This is a genomic window from Neoluteolibacter marinus, from assembly GCF_014904755.1.
In the GTDB taxonomy this organism is placed as follows: Bacteria; Verrucomicrobiota; Verrucomicrobiia; order Verrucomicrobiales; family Akkermansiaceae; genus Haloferula; species Haloferula marina.
The window spans coordinates 1-15,746 of sequence record NZ_JACZFQ010000128.1 but is presented as its reverse complement, the minus strand read 5'-3'; the positions used below and the strand labels follow the sequence as shown (position 1 = coordinate 15,746).

The 15,746-nt window shown below is 67.2% G+C and carries 15 protein-coding genes; 2 read left to right on the top strand and 13 right to left on the bottom strand.

Features of this window, described 5'->3' with window-relative positions:
* The 12 genes from IG178_RS23555 to IG178_RS23500 form a co-directional block, all read right to left on the bottom strand.
* Nucleotides 1–619 (bottom strand): formyltransferase family protein (locus tag IG178_RS23555; protein WP_193215050.1); only part of this gene is annotated, 619 nt, incomplete at its 3' end.
* Entirely contained in the window at nucleotides 616–1,563 is a 948-nt protein-coding gene (locus IG178_RS23550) for a glycosyltransferase (RefSeq protein WP_193215049.1), read from the bottom strand. The genes IG178_RS23555 and IG178_RS23550, both read right to left, overlap by 4 nt.
* A complete protein-coding gene (locus IG178_RS23545; RefSeq protein ID WP_193215048.1) occupies nucleotides 1,560–2,738 on the bottom strand; it encodes a DegT/DnrJ/EryC1/StrS family aminotransferase in 1,179 nt (392 codons plus the stop codon). Before IG178_RS23545 ends, IG178_RS23550 begins: the two co-directional genes overlap by 4 nt.
* The gene (locus IG178_RS23540; protein WP_193215047.1) at nucleotides 2,735–4,456 is read right to left on the bottom strand and encodes a glycosyltransferase family 39 protein; all 1,722 of its coding nucleotides are present in this window, start codon (nucleotides 4,454–4,456) and stop codon (nucleotides 2,735–2,737) included. Before IG178_RS23540 ends, IG178_RS23545 begins: the two co-directional genes overlap by 4 nt.
* A 72-nt stretch (nucleotides 4,457–4,528) precedes the next feature.
* Nucleotides 4,529–5,203 carry a VTT domain-containing protein gene (locus IG178_RS23535; RefSeq protein WP_193215046.1) on the bottom strand — a complete coding sequence of 225 codons (675 nt, stop codon included), beginning with the start codon at nucleotides 5,201–5,203 and terminating at the stop codon, nucleotides 4,529–4,531.
* A gap of 183 nt (nucleotides 5,204–5,386) precedes the next feature.
* On the bottom strand, nucleotides 5,387–6,847 hold the full coding sequence (locus IG178_RS23530) for an ATP-binding protein (RefSeq protein WP_193215045.1): 1,461 nt from the start codon (nucleotides 6,845–6,847) through the stop codon (nucleotides 5,387–5,389).
* A complete protein-coding gene (locus IG178_RS23525; protein WP_193215044.1) occupies nucleotides 6,844–7,521 on the bottom strand; it encodes a response regulator transcription factor in 678 nt (225 codons plus the stop codon). Before IG178_RS23525 ends, IG178_RS23530 begins: the two co-directional genes overlap by 4 nt.
* Nucleotides 7,522–7,578: 57 nt before the next feature.
* On the bottom strand, nucleotides 7,579–8,739 hold the full coding sequence (locus IG178_RS23520) for a hypothetical protein (RefSeq protein WP_193215043.1): 1,161 nt from the start codon (nucleotides 8,737–8,739) through the stop codon (nucleotides 7,579–7,581).
* Between the two features lies 1 nt (nucleotide 8,740).
* Complete coding sequence (locus IG178_RS23515) at nucleotides 8,741–10,024, bottom strand: hypothetical protein (protein ID WP_193215042.1); 1,284 nt, start codon at nucleotides 10,022–10,024, stop codon at nucleotides 8,741–8,743.
* A gap of 57 nt (nucleotides 10,025–10,081) precedes the next feature.
* The gene (locus tag IG178_RS23510) at nucleotides 10,082–11,389 is read right to left on the bottom strand and encodes a sulfatase (RefSeq protein WP_193215041.1); all 1,308 of its coding nucleotides are present in this window, start codon (nucleotides 11,387–11,389) and stop codon (nucleotides 10,082–10,084) included.
* A 13-nt stretch (nucleotides 11,390–11,402) separates the two neighbouring features.
* Nucleotides 11,403–12,914, bottom strand: a complete 1,512-nt coding sequence (locus IG178_RS23505) for a sulfatase family protein (protein WP_193215040.1) — start codon at nucleotides 12,912–12,914, stop codon at nucleotides 11,403–11,405.
* Between the two features lie 90 nt (nucleotides 12,915–13,004).
* Nucleotides 13,005–13,418 carry a hypothetical protein gene (locus tag IG178_RS23500; protein ID WP_193215039.1) on the bottom strand — a complete coding sequence of 138 codons (414 nt, stop codon included), beginning with the start codon at nucleotides 13,416–13,418 and terminating at the stop codon, nucleotides 13,005–13,007.
* 520 nt (nucleotides 13,419–13,938) lie between these two features.
* On the opposite strand from IG178_RS23500, the gene ypfJ reads away from it, so the two are divergent.
* Together ypfJ and IG178_RS23490 are read left to right on the top strand one after the other, a co-directional pair.
* Nucleotides 13,939–14,820, top strand: coding sequence for a KPN_02809 family neutral zinc metallopeptidase (ypfJ, locus tag IG178_RS23495; protein ID WP_193215038.1), 882 nt, complete (start codon nucleotides 13,939–13,941; stop codon nucleotides 14,818–14,820).
* An 81-nt stretch (nucleotides 14,821–14,901) separates the two neighbouring features.
* A complete protein-coding gene (locus tag IG178_RS23490; RefSeq protein ID WP_193215037.1) occupies nucleotides 14,902–15,450 on the top strand; it encodes a hypothetical protein in 549 nt (182 codons plus the stop codon).
* A gap of 80 nt (nucleotides 15,451–15,530) precedes the next feature.
* Here the strand turns inward: IG178_RS23490 and IG178_RS23485 are convergent.
* The coding region (locus tag IG178_RS23485) for a tyrosine-type recombinase/integrase (RefSeq protein WP_193215036.1) at nucleotides 15,531–15,746 on the bottom strand (216 nt) is incomplete at its 5' end.

The following is a 15,746-nucleotide window of genomic DNA, read 5'->3' as shown; positions in this document are numbered from 1 at the left end:
CCGGCGTCCGCCCGCCGTAGTAGGTGGCCGCCGCCTCGTCCTGGGGGACCTCGGCGGCGGATCCGGCGAGCAGCCGGTCGATCTGGCGCGCCAGCACCTCCGGCGCGCAGGGCAGGACCTTGCGGAAGGCCTCTTCGGCGGTGTCACGCGGTGACAGGTCGACGCCTTGCTGGTCGACGATCGCACCCGCGTCGGCGCGCTTGACCATGCGGTGGAGGGTCATGCCAATGCGGGGCTCGCCGTGGAGCACGGCCCAGTTGACCGGTGCGCGGCCGCGGTACTTGGGCAGCAGCGACCCGTGCATGTTGAAGGCGCCGAGTTTCGGGATCCCCAGGATCCTCTCCGGGATCATGTTGCGGTAGTAGACCGACAGGATCAGGTCGGGTTGCATGGCGGCGATCCGGTCGGCCCAGGCCAGCGTGTTCACCGACTCCGGCGCATGCACCGGGATTCCGTGCTCGCGGGCGGCCCCGGCGGGCGTCTTGAACCAGATCTTCTCGCCCGGCGCGTCCTCGTGGGTGATCAGCGCGACGACATTGTCGCCGCGCCCGAGCAGGAGCCGGAGGCAGTCGTGGCCGACCTCGCTGTAGCCGAAGAAGAGGATGCGGGGTGCGTTCATTCCACGGTTTCGAGGATGTGGTGGATGTGGTAGCGGGCGCGGTTCCGCACCACCTGGTAGGTGCGTCCCATGTACTCGCCGATCAGCCCGATCCCGACCATGCAGACGCTGATCAGGAAAAACAGGATGCCGAACAGCGTGAACAAGCCGCCTTCTTCCGGGCCGATCAGCAGCCGCCGGGTCGCGAGCACGATCACCAGCACGAAGCTGCCCGCGGAGCACAGCATCGAGAAGATCGTGAAGATCTGCAGCGGGACCGTGGAGAAGTAGGTGATCAGGTCGAAGTTGAGCCGGATCAGGTGGTAGAGCGAATACTGCGAGACGCCGGCGTGGCGCTCCTCGTGCGCCACCTCCACTTCGGTGGGCCGCCGGGCGAGGCTGTAGGCGAGCGCCGGGATGAAGGTGTTGACCGCGCCGCTGCGGATGATGCCGTCGACGACGCCGCGTGAATACGCTCGCAGCATGCAGCCCTGGTCGGTCATGCGGATGCGGGTAAGGTGGCGGCGGGCGAGGTTGATCAGCTTGGAGGCGGACTTGCGGAAGAAGCTGTCCTGACGGTCCAGCCGCACGCCGCCGACGCAGTCGTAGCCCTCGTCGGTCTTCGCGAGCAGCTTGGGGATCTCCTCGGGCGGGTTCTGGAGGTCGGCGTCGAGGGTGAGGATGACCTCGCCGCGGGCCCGCTCGAGCGCCGCCATCACCGCCATGTGCTGGCCGTAGTTGGCGTTGAACTCGATCACCCGGGTCACCTCGGGGCGGGCGGCGTGTTGTTCCTCCAGCAGGCGGGCGGAGCCGTCGACGCTGCCGTCGTTGGTGAAGATCACCTCGTAGCGGCGGCCGAGCGCGTCGAGCACCGGATAGAGCCGCGAGAACAAGAGCGGCAGGTTCCCTTCCTCGTTGAAGACGGGGATCACCACCGACAGGGGAATGGATTCGGCCGGGTTCATTTCCGCAAGAAAGACTGCAGCACGTCGCGCAGGGCCGCCGCGACCCGCTGCACGTCGTCGCCGGTCATGGCCGGGAACAAGGGCAGGGTGAGGATGCCGCGGCAGGTCGACTCCGCCCGCGGGAAGTCGCCCTCCTTCCAGCCGAGTCCGCGGTAGAGCTTGAACAGGTGGATCGCGGGATAGTGGACGCCGCTGCCGATGCCGCGTTCCTTCAGCGCCTCCATGACGCCCGCCCGGTCGGTGGTGAGCCGGTCGAGCGGCAGGACGATCTGGAACATGTGCCAGTTCGACTGCCCGCAGTCGGCGGGCGGCAGTTGCAACCCGGTCGAGCGAAGTGCGGGGTCCGCGAGCGCCTCGAAGTAGGCACGGGCAAGCTCGCGGCGGCGGCCGGTGAACTCGTCGAGGTGGCGCAGCTGGCCGATCCCGACGCGGGCCGCGACGTCGGTGAGGTTGAACTTCCCGCCCAGCCGTTCCACCTCCATGCCGTCGGTGCCGGACCGGACCACGCCCTGGAGGCGGTACTGCTCGGCGATCGACGCGGACGCCTCGTTCGGCAGCACCAGGCAGCCGCCCTCGATGCTGGTCAGGTTCTTGTTCGGGTGGAAGCTGAACGACACGAGATCGCCGGTCGATCCGATGAGCTTGCCGTTCCACGAGCTGCCGAGCGACTGCGCGGCGTCCTCGATGACCCGCAGGCCTCGGCGGGTTGCGATTTCATACAAGCGGTCGCGGTCGACCGGCAGACCCGCCAGGTCGACCGGCATGATCGCCCGGGTCGCCGGGGTGATCGCGGCCTCGATTTGTTCGAGGTCGATGTTCCGCGTGGCGGGGTCGATGTCGACGAAGACCGGCCGGGCGCCAACGGTGAGGATGACATTGCTGGTGGCGACCCAAGACAGCGGCGTGGTGATGACCTCGTCGCCGGGACCGGTCCCGGCGATCCGCAGGGCGATCTCGAGCGATGCCGTGCCCGAATTGAAGACCCTCACGGGGCGTCCGCCGAACAGCTGCGAGAGCGACTGCTCGAATTCTTTCACCCGGGGTCCGGAGGTGATCCATCCGGAGCGCAGCACGTCGCAGACGCCGGCGATGGTTTCCTCGTCGATGGTCGGACGGGTCAGCGGCAGGAACGGCAGCTCGCGGGCGGCGGCAGGTGGATCGGCCAGGGTCCTCATAGGGATGAATCCGGGGAGTGGTTGGCGATGAGGAGGAGGCCGTTGCTTTCGCCGAGCACCTGCTTGGGGACGTCGAGCTTCTCGAACCAGTGCTCGTAGTACCACTTGGGGATGACGGCGTAGCTGTTGCCGGGGAGGGTCCATTGCGCGAGGAATCCCTCCTTGAGGACGAAGCGGTCGGCGGTCTTTTCCGGCTCGGCATCGATGCCGAACAACAGCTCGCCCTTGTAGCCGACGACGCTGACCTCGCGCCGGAGGTAGACCGGCATGTCCTGGGCGTAGAGGGCGACATGGAAGAGGCGGTCGCCGGGTTGGAGGCGGTGCTCCAGCAGCTTCGAGATCTTGATGGTGGAGCCGCCGTCGATGGAGCTCCCGGCCGCGGCGATGGTCACGTAGAGCAGGCCGGTGGTGGCGGCGACCGTCCCAATGATGCGCCGCGGGCGGTCCTTCCGCACGGCGAGGAAGGTCGCCAGGGAGCCGGCCAGAAGCGTGGTGCCGGCCAGGCCGCGCAGCAGCGGCAGGTGGGCGGCGAGGCTTTCATGGTCCGCGGGTGCCGGCAGGAAGAACACCGCGATGCCGAGCCCGGCGGCGCACACGGCGAAGCTCCGGGCACCCGCCCGGAGCTTGCCGTCCGACGGGATGCGCGACCGTGCGGAGAGATAGCGGCCGATCAGGATCGCTGCCGGCGGCATCACCGGCAGGATGTACGGGATCAGCTTCGACTGGGACTTGGAGAAGAAGGCGATGATGAACACGACCCAGATCACGAAGAACCAGGCCTCGGCGTGTTGCCCGCGGTCGCGCCATCCGCCCTTCAATGAATGGCCGAGCGACTGCAGTGCGAAAAACACCCAGGGAAACAGCCCGGCCACGAAGAAGGGCAGGAAGAACCACCACGGCTGGTAGCGGTCGTGGATAGTGGTGGTGAAGCGCAGGAAGTGCTCGTGGACGAAGTAGAACCAGGTGAAGTCGAGCTCCTTGGTCGCGGAATGGTTGGCGAGCGCCGCCAGGACATGCCACGGCGCGGCGATGGCGAGGAACAGCAGCGTTCCCGCGACGGGATGGAAGGGCCACAGCGAACGCCAGCGGTTCAGCGCCAGCAGCCAGAGGAAAATGATCGCGCCGGGGATCAGGAAACCGATCAAGCCCTTGGTCAGCGTCGCCAGCGCCATGAAGGCGTAGAAGGCGAGGAACAGGCCGAGCCGTTTCCGGCCGCGCGGTTCGCGCACGGCGAGGATGAAGCAGAACAAGGCGCCGCCGAGGGTCACCGACACCGCCATGTCGAGCAGGACGATGTGGGCCAGCCCGTAGTAGAGCACCGACGAGGCGAGGGCCATCGCCGCCGCGAATCCGGCCCCGCGGCCGTAGAGGCTGCGGGCCGTCAGGAAGGTCAGGGCGACCCCCGCCGTCGCGAACAGCGCGTTCCAGAGACGGGCGGTGAATTGGTTGAGGCCGAAGGCCTTGAAAGTCACCGCCGACAGCCAGTAGAGCAGCGGCGGTTTCTCGAAGTACTTCACCCCGTTGAGCCGCGGCGTGACGAAGTCGCCGGAAAGGGCCATCTCCCGCGAGATCTCGGTATAGCGGCCTTCATCCGGGTTCGCCAGCGGGCGCAGACCGATGAAGGCGCAGAACCAGACCAAGGCCGCCAGGGTCACCAGGATCAGGTCCTTCCACGCCCGGGACGGCGATGCGGGATGGGATGGGTTGCGGGAATTCAAAACGACCCGCGCAGCGAAACGGATGCTCCATGAGAATCCGATGAGGCCGGAAAAAATTGCCGGCGCCCGCGCTCAGCGGTTCGCGGCCCGCAGGCGATCCCGCACCAGGCCGGCGGCGAGGACGGCGAAGGCGACCACGCCGATGCCACCGACCAGCCACTCCCATTGACCGGTGGCGAACGACTTGCCGGCCGCCATGTAGCCCCAGCAAATCAACAATTCCACCGGCAGCGAGACCGCGAGATAAATGCCCAGCGGCACGCCGGCCAGCGCCAGCAGGTAGTTCTGGATCATCAGCGGCGCCCCGGGGGTGATGCGAACCAGCAGCACCACCTTCCACAGCGGTAGCCCTTGCAGCGACGGCAGCGTCACCCCGAAGCGCTTCAGCAGGCGCTCGGTCAGCGGCCGGATGTGGCGGGCGATCCAGTGGCTCAGCAGCAGGTTCAAGGTCAGCCCGGCCAGGATCGCCAGCAGCGTGACTGGCAGGCCGTGGACCGGCGAGTAGACCACCCCGGCCATCAGGTAGAGCGGCACCACCGGCATGCCCACCAGTGGCAGCAGCGCGGTCGCGAAGACGAACACGATCAGCGGGACGCCGCGCACCAGCGCCAGCACGCGGTCGACCCACTGGTGCCAGACGACCAACGGATGGTCGGGCGAGAGCCAGCCGCCGATGACACTCAGGCACAGCAGCGCGATGATACCGAGAGCCAGAATGTGGCGGTGCCGCCGGAGCTTGAACTTCATCGCGTGCGCGCACCCTCCGGGGAACCCGGCCGGGTGGCAAGGCGGCAGAGCTGTGCCAGCTCATCGTTCTCTCAGAATCGGGATGGCAGGCTCTTGCCATCGTCCACGGGTGCCGGGGGAAATCCCGGTCCGTGCCGATCGAGCGATGCCGGGCACCCCGGGGGGGATGCCCGGTATCCAGGATCACCTGGCAACCGGGTGGCGGGCCGCGGCCAGCACCAGCGTGAACTCGAGGTCGCCGCGGTCCTCCGCCTTGCCGGCCCTCAGCTCGCCGTTCATCGCGCGGGCGGCTTCGAGGCTCAGCGTCAGTCCGATCCCGAGGTGGGACTCAGCGTCGTGGCGCGAAGATTCCCGCCGGAACAGGGGTTCGAACAAGCGCTCGGGATCGTCCGGGAAGTCCTCGGTCGGATTCGAGATGGAAACCAACACCTGGTGCTCCGTGCGGTGGCCGCGGAGGCGCAGGCAACCGCCGGGAGCGGCGTAGGTGACCGCGTTGTCCAGCAGGTTGTTGAAGATGATCTTCAGCAGGGCCGCATCGCCGAGAGCCATCAAGGGTTCGCTGCCGGTCTCATCGGCGACCTGCAGGCCGCGGGCTTCGGCCAAGGGCATGAAGCGCTCGAGGCTGGAGGCGAGGATCTTCAGCACGTCGACGGGTTCCATGCTCGCCGGTGCCGCAGGCTGGCCGATGCGGGCGAGTGCCGAGAGCCGCTTGACGAGCTCGCCGAGATCGATGGCGGTTTGCTGGCAGGATCGCAGGTGCCCGGCATAGGCGGCGGCATCGCGTTCCTGCGACAAGGCGAGGTCGGTGGTGGCCCGCAGGCCGGCGATGGGCGTGCGGAGCTCGTGGGCGGCATGGCGGATGAAGTCGCGCTCGCGCTGGCGGATGGCGGCGACCCGGGAAAGCAACACGTCGAAACTGCGGGCGAGTCCGGTGAGCTCCGCAGGCAGGTCGTCGGGCAGGTCCAGGGCCTCGTCGAGCTGGTGGCTGGCGCGGGCCTGGACTTCATCCGACAAGCGGTCGATCGGTTCCAGCGACGAGCGGATCGCGCGGCCGACGAGGAGGAATCCGATCCCGAGCGTCAACAAGCCGCCGGCCGCGAGGATCAGCCTGAGATTGGTCAGGGCGTGGTAGACCGGCTCGGCATCGCGCGCCACGACCAGGGTGTGGGGAAGGGTGGCGGGGTCGATGATCCGGCCCCGCTCCTTCATTGCGGTCATTTCCCCGGGCAGCACGAAGGGATAGACGGTCAGGCCGACCGCGCGGCCGCGATGGCCGTCGGCGAGCAGGATGCTGCGCATCAGCGGAGTCCCGTCGACACCGGCGAACTTCGGCAGGTCGCGCCAGTGCAAGCTGGGCGAGCGGGTGGTGGTGCCGTGGGCCTCGTTCCAGAACTGGAACAACGCGTCTTCCGCCAACCCGCGGTTGGTGCCGATCCCCTCCTGCCACTCGTAGGTGATCGATTCATCCTCGAGCTCGACCTGGTTCGCAAGGATCGCGGCGGTGTCCTTGATCGAGTCGTCCAGCTCCCGGTAGAGGCTTCCCCGGACCAGCAGGTAGATCGCGGCGGAAAGCAGGAAGAGCAGCACGCCGATGCCGACGCCGCAGCGGATCAGCAGGGTGCGGCGGATCGAGGTGGTGCTCATGGGGCGGGCGAATCGAGCACGTAACCCTGGCCGCGGCGGGTGTGGATCAGGTCCGGCTCGCCGTCGGCATTCAGCTTCTTGCGCAGGTAGCCGATGTAGACGTCGACCGCGTTGCTGCTGCCACCCATGGCGTCCTCGAAGACCCGCTCCCAGATATCCGAACGGCTGACCACCTCGCCGCTGCGGTAGCTGAGGTATTCCAACAGGCGGTACTCCATCGCCGTCATCTCGATGTCGCGGTCGCCGCGCTTCACCGAGCGGCGCAGCGGGTCGACCTCGAGGTCCTCGATCTTGATGACCGGGCTCTTCTTCACGTAGCTGCGGCGCAGCAGCGCCCGCACCCGGGCCAGGGCCTCGGCCAGCGGGAAAGGTTTCACCAGGTAATCGTCGGCTCCGGCGTCGAGCGCTTCCAGTCGGTCCTCGAGCCCGTCCCGCGCGCTGATCACCAGGATGTGGACCGGATTCTCCACCGCCCGCAGGCGGCGCAGGATTTTCATCCCGTCCATCGCCGGCAGCATCAGGTCGAGCAGCACCACGTCATACTCGCCGCCTTCCGCCGACCACAGGCCCTCGTCGCCGGTCGCCTGGCTGTCGACCAGGTAGCCGGCCTCGCGCAGGAACTGACACAGTCCCTCGCGCAGCGCGGCATGATCTTCGATGACGAGCAAACGCATCCGGCCGGCATTGGAGGCAGGATTCCCCCGGCACGTCAACGCGGGGGGCGGGCCGCTTCAGAGAAGGGTCTTGAAGACCTTGCCGAGCACCTCCAGCAGCGGCACGTCCATCGAGGCCACCAGGATCATCGGGATCACGGCGGGCAGGGCGATGATGGCCAGCGAGGTCTTGGAGAACGGGTGCTTCTTCATCGACACGATCGCGTCGTAGAGCCCGTTGATGTCGGCGGTCGGCCCGAGCTCGGGCGCGTCCAGGAGTCCGTCATCCTCCGGGTCGCGGCCCTCGATCCACTTTTGGTGGACCATCCGGCCGTGGCGGGCGATCAGATGATCGTATTCGACCAGAGCCTGGTAGCGGGACCGCTTCAGCACCTTGTTGAACATCGCCAGCGGTGCCAGGCAGAGCAGCAGGATCACCCCGAGGAAAGCGCCCGCCTGCATCTTGAACGACGCGACGTGGGCACCGTGCCAGGCGATCTCGTGCGCCCAGTGGGCGCTCAGGATGGACGAAGTGGCGAAGGCCAGCGGGACGAAGACCAGCGGGAACAGGCGGACGAAGCCGATCGCACCCAGCTGGTCCGGATGGGCGGGCACCAGGTCCAGGCCGAGGCCGGCGATGCGCTTCATCAGCACGCCCAACAGCACGACCCGCCACAGCCAGCCGAACAGGAAGAGCTGGAACAGGGGACGTGAGACGAGGAGGTACCACCAGCCGCCGAAGCCGAGCTGTCCCTGCTCGCGCGCCCAGTCGAGCTCGGCCGCCTGCGGGCCGGTCGAGGGCAGCAGGATCACCACCAGGATGATGCCCGCGATGCCGGCCCAGGGCAGGGTCGAGTTGCGCAACTTCGCGGTGGCGTTGATCGCCTGCCGCCAGGCGTCCTGCTTGGCCGCCGGCACCACGCCGGTGCTCACGAAGCGGGGCAGCAGGGTGCGCATCACGGCGCGGGCCAGCCGTTCGCCGAAGATCAGCACGGGCAGCGCGATCAGGAATCTCGCATGAATGCCGTAGTGGCGCAGCAGCGGTTCGCCCGAGCTGCTGGTGAAGGCATGCCCGGTGGCCATCGCCCAGACGACCAGCGGCAGCCAGGCGAGCAGGACGTAGAGGACGGCGCGGCGCACGACGCCGTCACCGCCGTCGGCGGGGATCAACCGCAGGGCGCGCTGGAGCCGGAACCAGGCGTCGTCGCGGACCAGCGAGAAGGAGGTTTCGTTTTCCATGTCAGGGGGCGGCGGGGTAGTTCACGCCGACCGTCTTCCATCCCGCGGCCGTCAGCCCGGCGGTGGCGGCCGACGACAGCCGGCCGGTGTGAAGCAGCACCTTCGGCCGGTCGCCGAGGTCGTCGCGGATGGCGAACTGGCGGACCTCGTCGGTCCAGGTGACGTGGTCGACCGGGGCGGGGACGTGCAGTTCACCGCTCCTGGTGCCGGCCCCGGGCAGGCGGCCGAGCACTTGGAGCGAGACGTAGTCGGCGGCGCCCGAACGCTGGCGTCCGGCAAGCAGCTCCAGCGCGCTGATCAGGAAGTCCGCCTGCTCCGGCGAGGTGCAGGCATTCGCCAGTTGCACGATGTGGCCACGGCCGGCGGCATTCGGCAGCGCTTGCAGGCAGGTCACCACCAGGTGGCGGCGGGTGACGCTCAGCGGGCGGTGGATCATGAAGGCCTTGATATCCTCCGCGGCGACGCCCATCGCGGCCAGCGCGTCCTCGTCGCGGAGCGCCAGCTCGCTCGCGGTCAGCGCATAGGTATCCTCCGGGATGCCGACCATTTCGGTGGCGGCAAGGGCGATGCCGCCGCTGGCGACCGTGGTGACGATCCGCAGCGGCATGCCGCCGGCGAAGAAGGCCCAGGTGACCTTGTCCATCTCCTCCTGCAGGCGCGGGTTGTCCGAATAAGGATCGACGCCGAGTTCCTTGGCGGTGCGCAGCTTGGCCATGTCGAAGCCGACGGCGCTCTTGGCCGCCTCACCGGTCTCGCGGCCGGCCTCGGCGGCCACCGCGGAAGCATCGGTTTCCCCGGGGTTGTCCTTCACGTCGCCGATCTGGTCGGCGACCTTGCCGGCGCCGCGGCCGATCGAGCGCCCGATCTTGCCGAAGAAGTGGCCGACGGTTTTCGGTGCCTGCTTCACCGAGTCGACCGGGTTGGCGACGATCGCCTTCACCGCGTCGATGGGTTGCTCCACCGATTTCTTGAGGCCGGCGGCGAAGAGATCGCTCTTGCTGGTCTCGACGAGCTTGCGGATGGCCTCGGTCTCGGCGATGCGGCGCTTCGCCTGCGGCGCGCCGGCCGCTTGGAAGGTGCCGAAGTCGGAGTCGATGGTGAAATGGGCCAGGTAGCCGTCGGTCGGTACTTGGTCGCGCACCCGGTACGAAGTGCCGCGGAGGACCTCCGCCGGCAACAACTCGGCGGCCTGCAGCATCACCCCGGTCTCGGACGGGGGCGGGATCTCGGCGCGGACGGGGGCGAGCAGCGTCACGGCGGACGCGGCAATCCAACATGCCTTCATGATCGAAGACCGTTGGTGGTTTTGTGCCGCGTGACAATTCCTAAACGCGCCGCTTCTTCACCAGAGCGGCTCGGCCAGTTCCTTTTCCCAGGCGGCGATCTTCGCCACCAGTTCCTTGACCTTGTCGGGATTGCCGGCGGCGAGGTCGTGGCTCTCCGAGATATCTTCGCGGAGGTTGTAGAGTTGGGGCGTGTCCGATCCCTTGCCGCGGAGGATGATCAGCTTCCAGTCGCCATCGCGCACCGCGACCGGGCCCTTCGCTCCCGAGGTCCGCCAGAACAGCGGCCGGGCCGGCAGTTCCTTCGCCGGTTCCTTGAACAGCGGCAGCAGGCTGATGCCGTCGAGTTGCCAGGACTCGTCCCGCTTCGCCCCGGCGGCTTCGACGAAGGTCGGCAGCCAGTCGAGCGAGATCACCGGGGTGCGGGACTTGCCACCGGGGGGGATGACCGCCGGCCAGCGCATCGCGGTGGGCACGCGGATGCCGCCCTCGACGACCTCGCCCTTGCGGCCGCGCAGCGGGGTGTTGACGGCCCCGGTGAGTGTCTGGCCGCCGTTGTCGTTGGAAAAGATCACCAGCGTGTTCCCGGTCAGCCCCTGCTCGTCGAGGCAGTCGAGGATCTTGCCGCAGTTGTCGTCCAGCGACTTCACGAGGCCGGCGTACTTCGAGCGCTTCGGGCTGCCGAGCGAGCCGATGAGCTTGAGGTCCTCCGGCTTCGGTTGCAGCGGGCCGTGGGGGCTGGTGAAGGCGACGTAGAGGAAGAAGGGCCGGTCCTTGTTCTCGCGGATGAACTCGCAGGCGCCGTCGCCGATGCGGTCGGTGACGTAGCCCTTTTCCGGGGTCGGCTTGTCGTTCCTGAGGAAGATCCGGTGCGGGTTGGGCTTCGGCAGCGGGAAGTAGGGGCGGGAGCCCTGCAGGCAGCCGTAGGAGAAGTCGAAGCCACGCTTGATCGGGTGATAGGGCTCGGGGTAGCCGAGGTGCCACTTGCCGATCATGCCGGTGGCGTAGCCGAGCGGCCGCAGCCGGTCGCCGATGAACTTCTCGGTCAGCGGCAGGCCGCCCTTCATGTAGTTCGGCGGGATGTTCTTCTCGTGCCCGAAGCGCTGCTGGTAGCGGCCGGTCATCGCCCCGGCGCGCGACGGCGAGCAGACCGCCCCCGAGACGTAGGCGTCGGTGAAGACCATGCCTTCCTTCGCCAGCCGGGTGATCCGCGGGGTCAGCTTGGCCAGCGCCGGGTCGGCCTGGTCCTGGAAGCCGAAGTCGGCATAGCCGGCGTCGTCGGCGAAAAGGATGACGATGTTCGGCTTGGCGGCGTGGCTGCTGGCGGTCAACAGGCCAGCGGCGAGGACAGTGGCAAGGAAGCGCATGGTGGTGGCGGGTTCAGGATGGGTCGAGCCGCGGCGCGGAGTGGCCCTGACGGCGGATCTTGCCGAGCAAGGCCTGCAGCTCCTTGACCGTGTCGGGGTGCTCGGCGGCCAGGTTGTGGCGTTGGCCGGGGTCGTTCTTGAAGTCGTAGAGCTCGACCGGCAAGCCATCGTCGGCCGGCTGGTCGTGCTTCTTGTTCCAGGGTTCCGGCGCCGGCCGCAGGTAGCCGGTCTTGGCATCGACGAGCAACCAGTCGCCGCGGCGGATCGCGTAGTGATCCTTCTTCGTGTTGTGGACGATGGCCTTGCGCGGCGCGCCGCTGGCCGGGTCGCGCAGGTACGGCAGGAAGTCGTGCGAATCCTCGGCCGCCCCGGGCGGGAGCTGGTAGCCGGTCAGCGCGGCGAAGGTCGCCATCAGGTCGATCTGCGAGATGGTCGCGTCGCGGACCGATCCCGCCACGCCGAGTCCCGGCCACTTGATGATGAAGGGGACATGATGGCCGCCTTCGTAGATGTCGCGCTTGAGGCCGCGGAACGGCGCCGACGACCAGTGGTCGAACTTCCGGTCGCGCTCGTAGGCGTAGATCTCGGGACCGTTGTCGGCGGAGAAGACGACGATGGTGTTCTCCTCCAGGCCGGTTTCCTTGAGGGCGGCGAGGATCCTTCCGCAGGCGTCGTCGGTCTGGGCCACGTAGTCGCCGAAGGGGCCGGCCTGGGATTTGCCGTCGAATTCCTCCGTCGGGATGATCGGTGCATGGGGCGAAGGGAAGGGGACATAGAGGAAGAAGGGTTTCCCGGCATCCTTGCGGCCGCGGACATACTCCTCCGCCTTGCGGGTCAAGGTCGGCAGGTTCTGATAGAAGTCCCAGTCCGAACAGGCCGGGCCCGGCCGGCACTCCCAGCTGCCTTCCTTGGGTGCCTTCGGCAGGACCGTTTCGAGCTGGGTGTCGGGCGCCTTCACCAGCTTGTCGTCCTCGATCCAGCCGTAGGGCGGGAAATTGATCACGGTGTCGCCGAAGTAGTGGTCGAAGCCGTGGGCGAGCGGACCGTCGGGCACCGCCTGCGACCAGTCGAAGTCCTCGTGCTTCACCGAGTTCTTCGGGGTGCCCGGCTTGCGGATCGCGTTCCAGTTCCACCCGAGATGCCACTTGCCGATGCAGGCGGTGGCGTAGCCCTGCTCGCGGAGCATCTGCGGCAGGGTCAGGCGGTCCTTGGCGATCACGCTCGGGCCGAGCGCCCCGACGATGTTGTGGAAGTCCCGCCAGTGGTAGCGGCCGGTGAGCATGGCGTAGCGCGACGGCGTGCAGATCCCCGACGAGGAATGACCGTCGGTGAACCTCAGCCCCTGCGCCGCCAGGGCATCGAGGTGCGGGGTCGGGATTTTCGACGCCGCATGGTTCGCCCCGAGGTCGCCGTAGCCCATGTCATCGGCGTAGAGGATGACGATGTTCGGCAGCTTCGCCGGGGCGGCGACGGCGCTTGCGGCGGCCAGGGCCAGCAAGCAGACGGGAAAAAGGGTGCGCATCATGAGCCGGGAAGAACGTCGGCGGCCGGCGGGCGCTTTCATTTCCGTCGGCTGCGGGCGGCAGGAAAGCCGGCGCCGGTCCGTCCCGCCGGATCAGCCCGCGACGTCGCTGGCCAGCTTCCGCGCTTTCAGCGCTTCCGTCAGCGCGACCTCCGCCTCCAGCAGGGCCAGCACGGCGACCGCCAGGGCATCCGCGGCGTGCTCCTCCTTGCGGTCGGCGTCCTTTTCGATCTTCTCGATCTCCCGGTCCGTCTTCCAGTCCTCGATTTTCTCGACGGCGTGATCCTTGGCCTCCTCCAGCCACTGCTTGATCCGCTGGCCGGCATGGCGGGCGTCGTCGCGCTTGGCATCGTAGCGGGCGCGGGCATCGCGCAGCGCCAGTTCCAGCGACTCCCGGCCGCCGGCCGCGGCGGTCTTGAGGTGGTGGCCCGCTTTGGTGAGCGACGTCTGGGCGGCGTCGATTTCGGCCTTGATGCGGTCGTGGCGGGGATTCGGGGAAGGGTTCATGGGGAAAGACTGGATCGCGGGTTCCGGGTCTTCCCCGGCTTCGCCAAGGGAACGTCCGGACGGGCGGCCTGTCCAGAGCGGGATTGCCGGCGGGTTCACCGTCACCCCCGGCTGCGGCGATCTCGATCAACAGAAGATCGCAAAGGTCGCGAAGGCTCCGAGGATCGAAACCCTTCCGGACACTCGTCCCATTCTGCAGTTACCGCTTCTCCCGCACGATGGCGAGCGGCAGGGTCGGCCCTCTTCCCGCTTCTCGGCCTACCGGGGGCGGTCAGCCCTACCCGTGCGGCCGCGCGCCTTCTCGATTTCGGGCCGTTCCGAAATGCAGGGCCCAGCTCAGATTCGGGAGAACCACGGATGAAATCATCTTCCTTCGCGTTCTTTGCGTCCTTCTGTAAGAGAACCTTCCCGCCTCTCCCCCACGCGACCGGCAGAAACCGATAGGGTCCAAAACGAGTGAGCCCGCGGATGAGCCGTTAAGGAATGGACAGACGCCAACATTATGTCGAATGGTGGAAGCATGAAATGGAGAGGTCGGCGTGAGAGTTCGAATGTCGAGGATGTGCGGGGCCAGTCGTCGTCCGGCGGCATGGGCGGGGGCGGGCTGCTCGGTCTGCTCGCGGTGATCGGCCGGACTTTCGGCTTCAAGGGCATCCTCATCGCGCTGGTGCTGGGCGCCATCGCCTGGAAGATGGGCATCATCGGGCCCAGCGCCCTGGTCGGTAGCGATGCCCCGGTCAGCGCCGGTCCGGTCGAGGCCAGCCCGGAGGAGCAGGAGCGATTCGACTTCGTCAAGGTGGTGCTGGCGGACACCGAGGACGTCTGGACCAAGGAGTTCGCCCGTCTCGGCCGGAACTACGAGCTGCCCCAGATGAAGGTCTACCGCGGCCGCGTCGGCACCGGCTGCGGTGGCGGCAGCGCGGAGATGGGACCTTTCTACTGCCCGGCGGACCGTACCGTCTACATCGACCTTTCCTTCTACGACGAGCTCGCGCGGACCTTCCGTTCCCCCGGCGACTTCGCCCAGGCCTACGTCATCGCCCATGAGGTCGGCCATCACGTCCAGAAGCTGTTGGGAACCTCCGACAAGGTCGCCGCGATGCAGGGCCGCCCGGACTACAACGAGTACTCGGTCCGGCTCGAACTCCAGGCCGACTTCCTCGCCGGCGTCTGGGCCAACCACTCCCGCCAATACCTCGAAGCCGGCGACATCGAGGAAGCGATGCGGGCGGCCAACGCGATCGGCGACGATGCCATCCAGAAAAAGATGCAGGGCCGGGTGGTCCCCCATTCCTTCACCCACGGCACCTCCGAGCAGCGGATGCGCTGGTTCATGAAAGGGCTGAAAAGCGGCCGCCTCGAGGACGGCGATACCTTTTCGATGCCGTACCGCGACCTTTGAGGGACGGGCATCATCGCCCGATGCCGGGCGTTCTGAGCGTCAGCGACTCCAATTCCGCAGGGAGACCTTGGACTTCCCTTGTTGAGTCCAAACAAAGTTGAGTCCGTCCCGAACAAGGTTAAGTCTGACGCGGAAAAGCCAAAGTTCGCCCTGAACAAGGTTAAGTTCGTCGCGGAAAATCCAAAGTTCGTCCCGAACAAAGTTAAGTCCGTCGCGAAGAAGCCAAAGTTCGCCCTGAACAAGGTTAAGTTCGTCGCGAAGAAGCCAAAGTTTGCCTCGAACAAGGTTAAGTCCGCCGCGGAAAAGCCAAAGTTTGCCTCGAACAAGGTTAAGTCCGCCGCGGAAAAGCCAAAGTTCGTCCTGAATAAGGTTAAGTCCGACGCGGAAAAGCCAAAGTTCGTCCCGAACAAGGTTAAGTCCGGCACGAAAAAGCCAAAGTTCGTCCCGAACAAGGTTAAGTCCGGCACGAAAAAGCCAAAGTTCGTGCAAGCCAAGGCAATGAATGGGCTCTCCGTCAGATTCGCGATACATCAGGCGAAAGCCATCGAACCACGGATGAACGGGATGAACGCAGATCGGAAGAAAGGGGTCCGGGATGGATGGGATGGATCGGATCGGGATCCCGGATGAGGGAGGTCGGGTCGGGCGGTTTCCGCCCGGTCCGCCGCGGAGGTGTCTGATCTTGGGCGATGATGAGGCTTCGGCTCGGTTCAGACCATCAGGGTCTCGATCCGGTCGAGCGGGCTTTGCACGGCCATGGCTCCGATGCCCTTCGCCACATGGGTATAGATCTGGGTGGTGCTGACATCGGCATGACCGAGGAGCTCCTGAATGGTACGCAGGTCGCGGCCTCCCTCGAGAAGGTGGGTGGCGAAAGCATGCCGTAGCGCGTGGCTGGTCACCCGTTTGTCGATCATTGCCGCCTC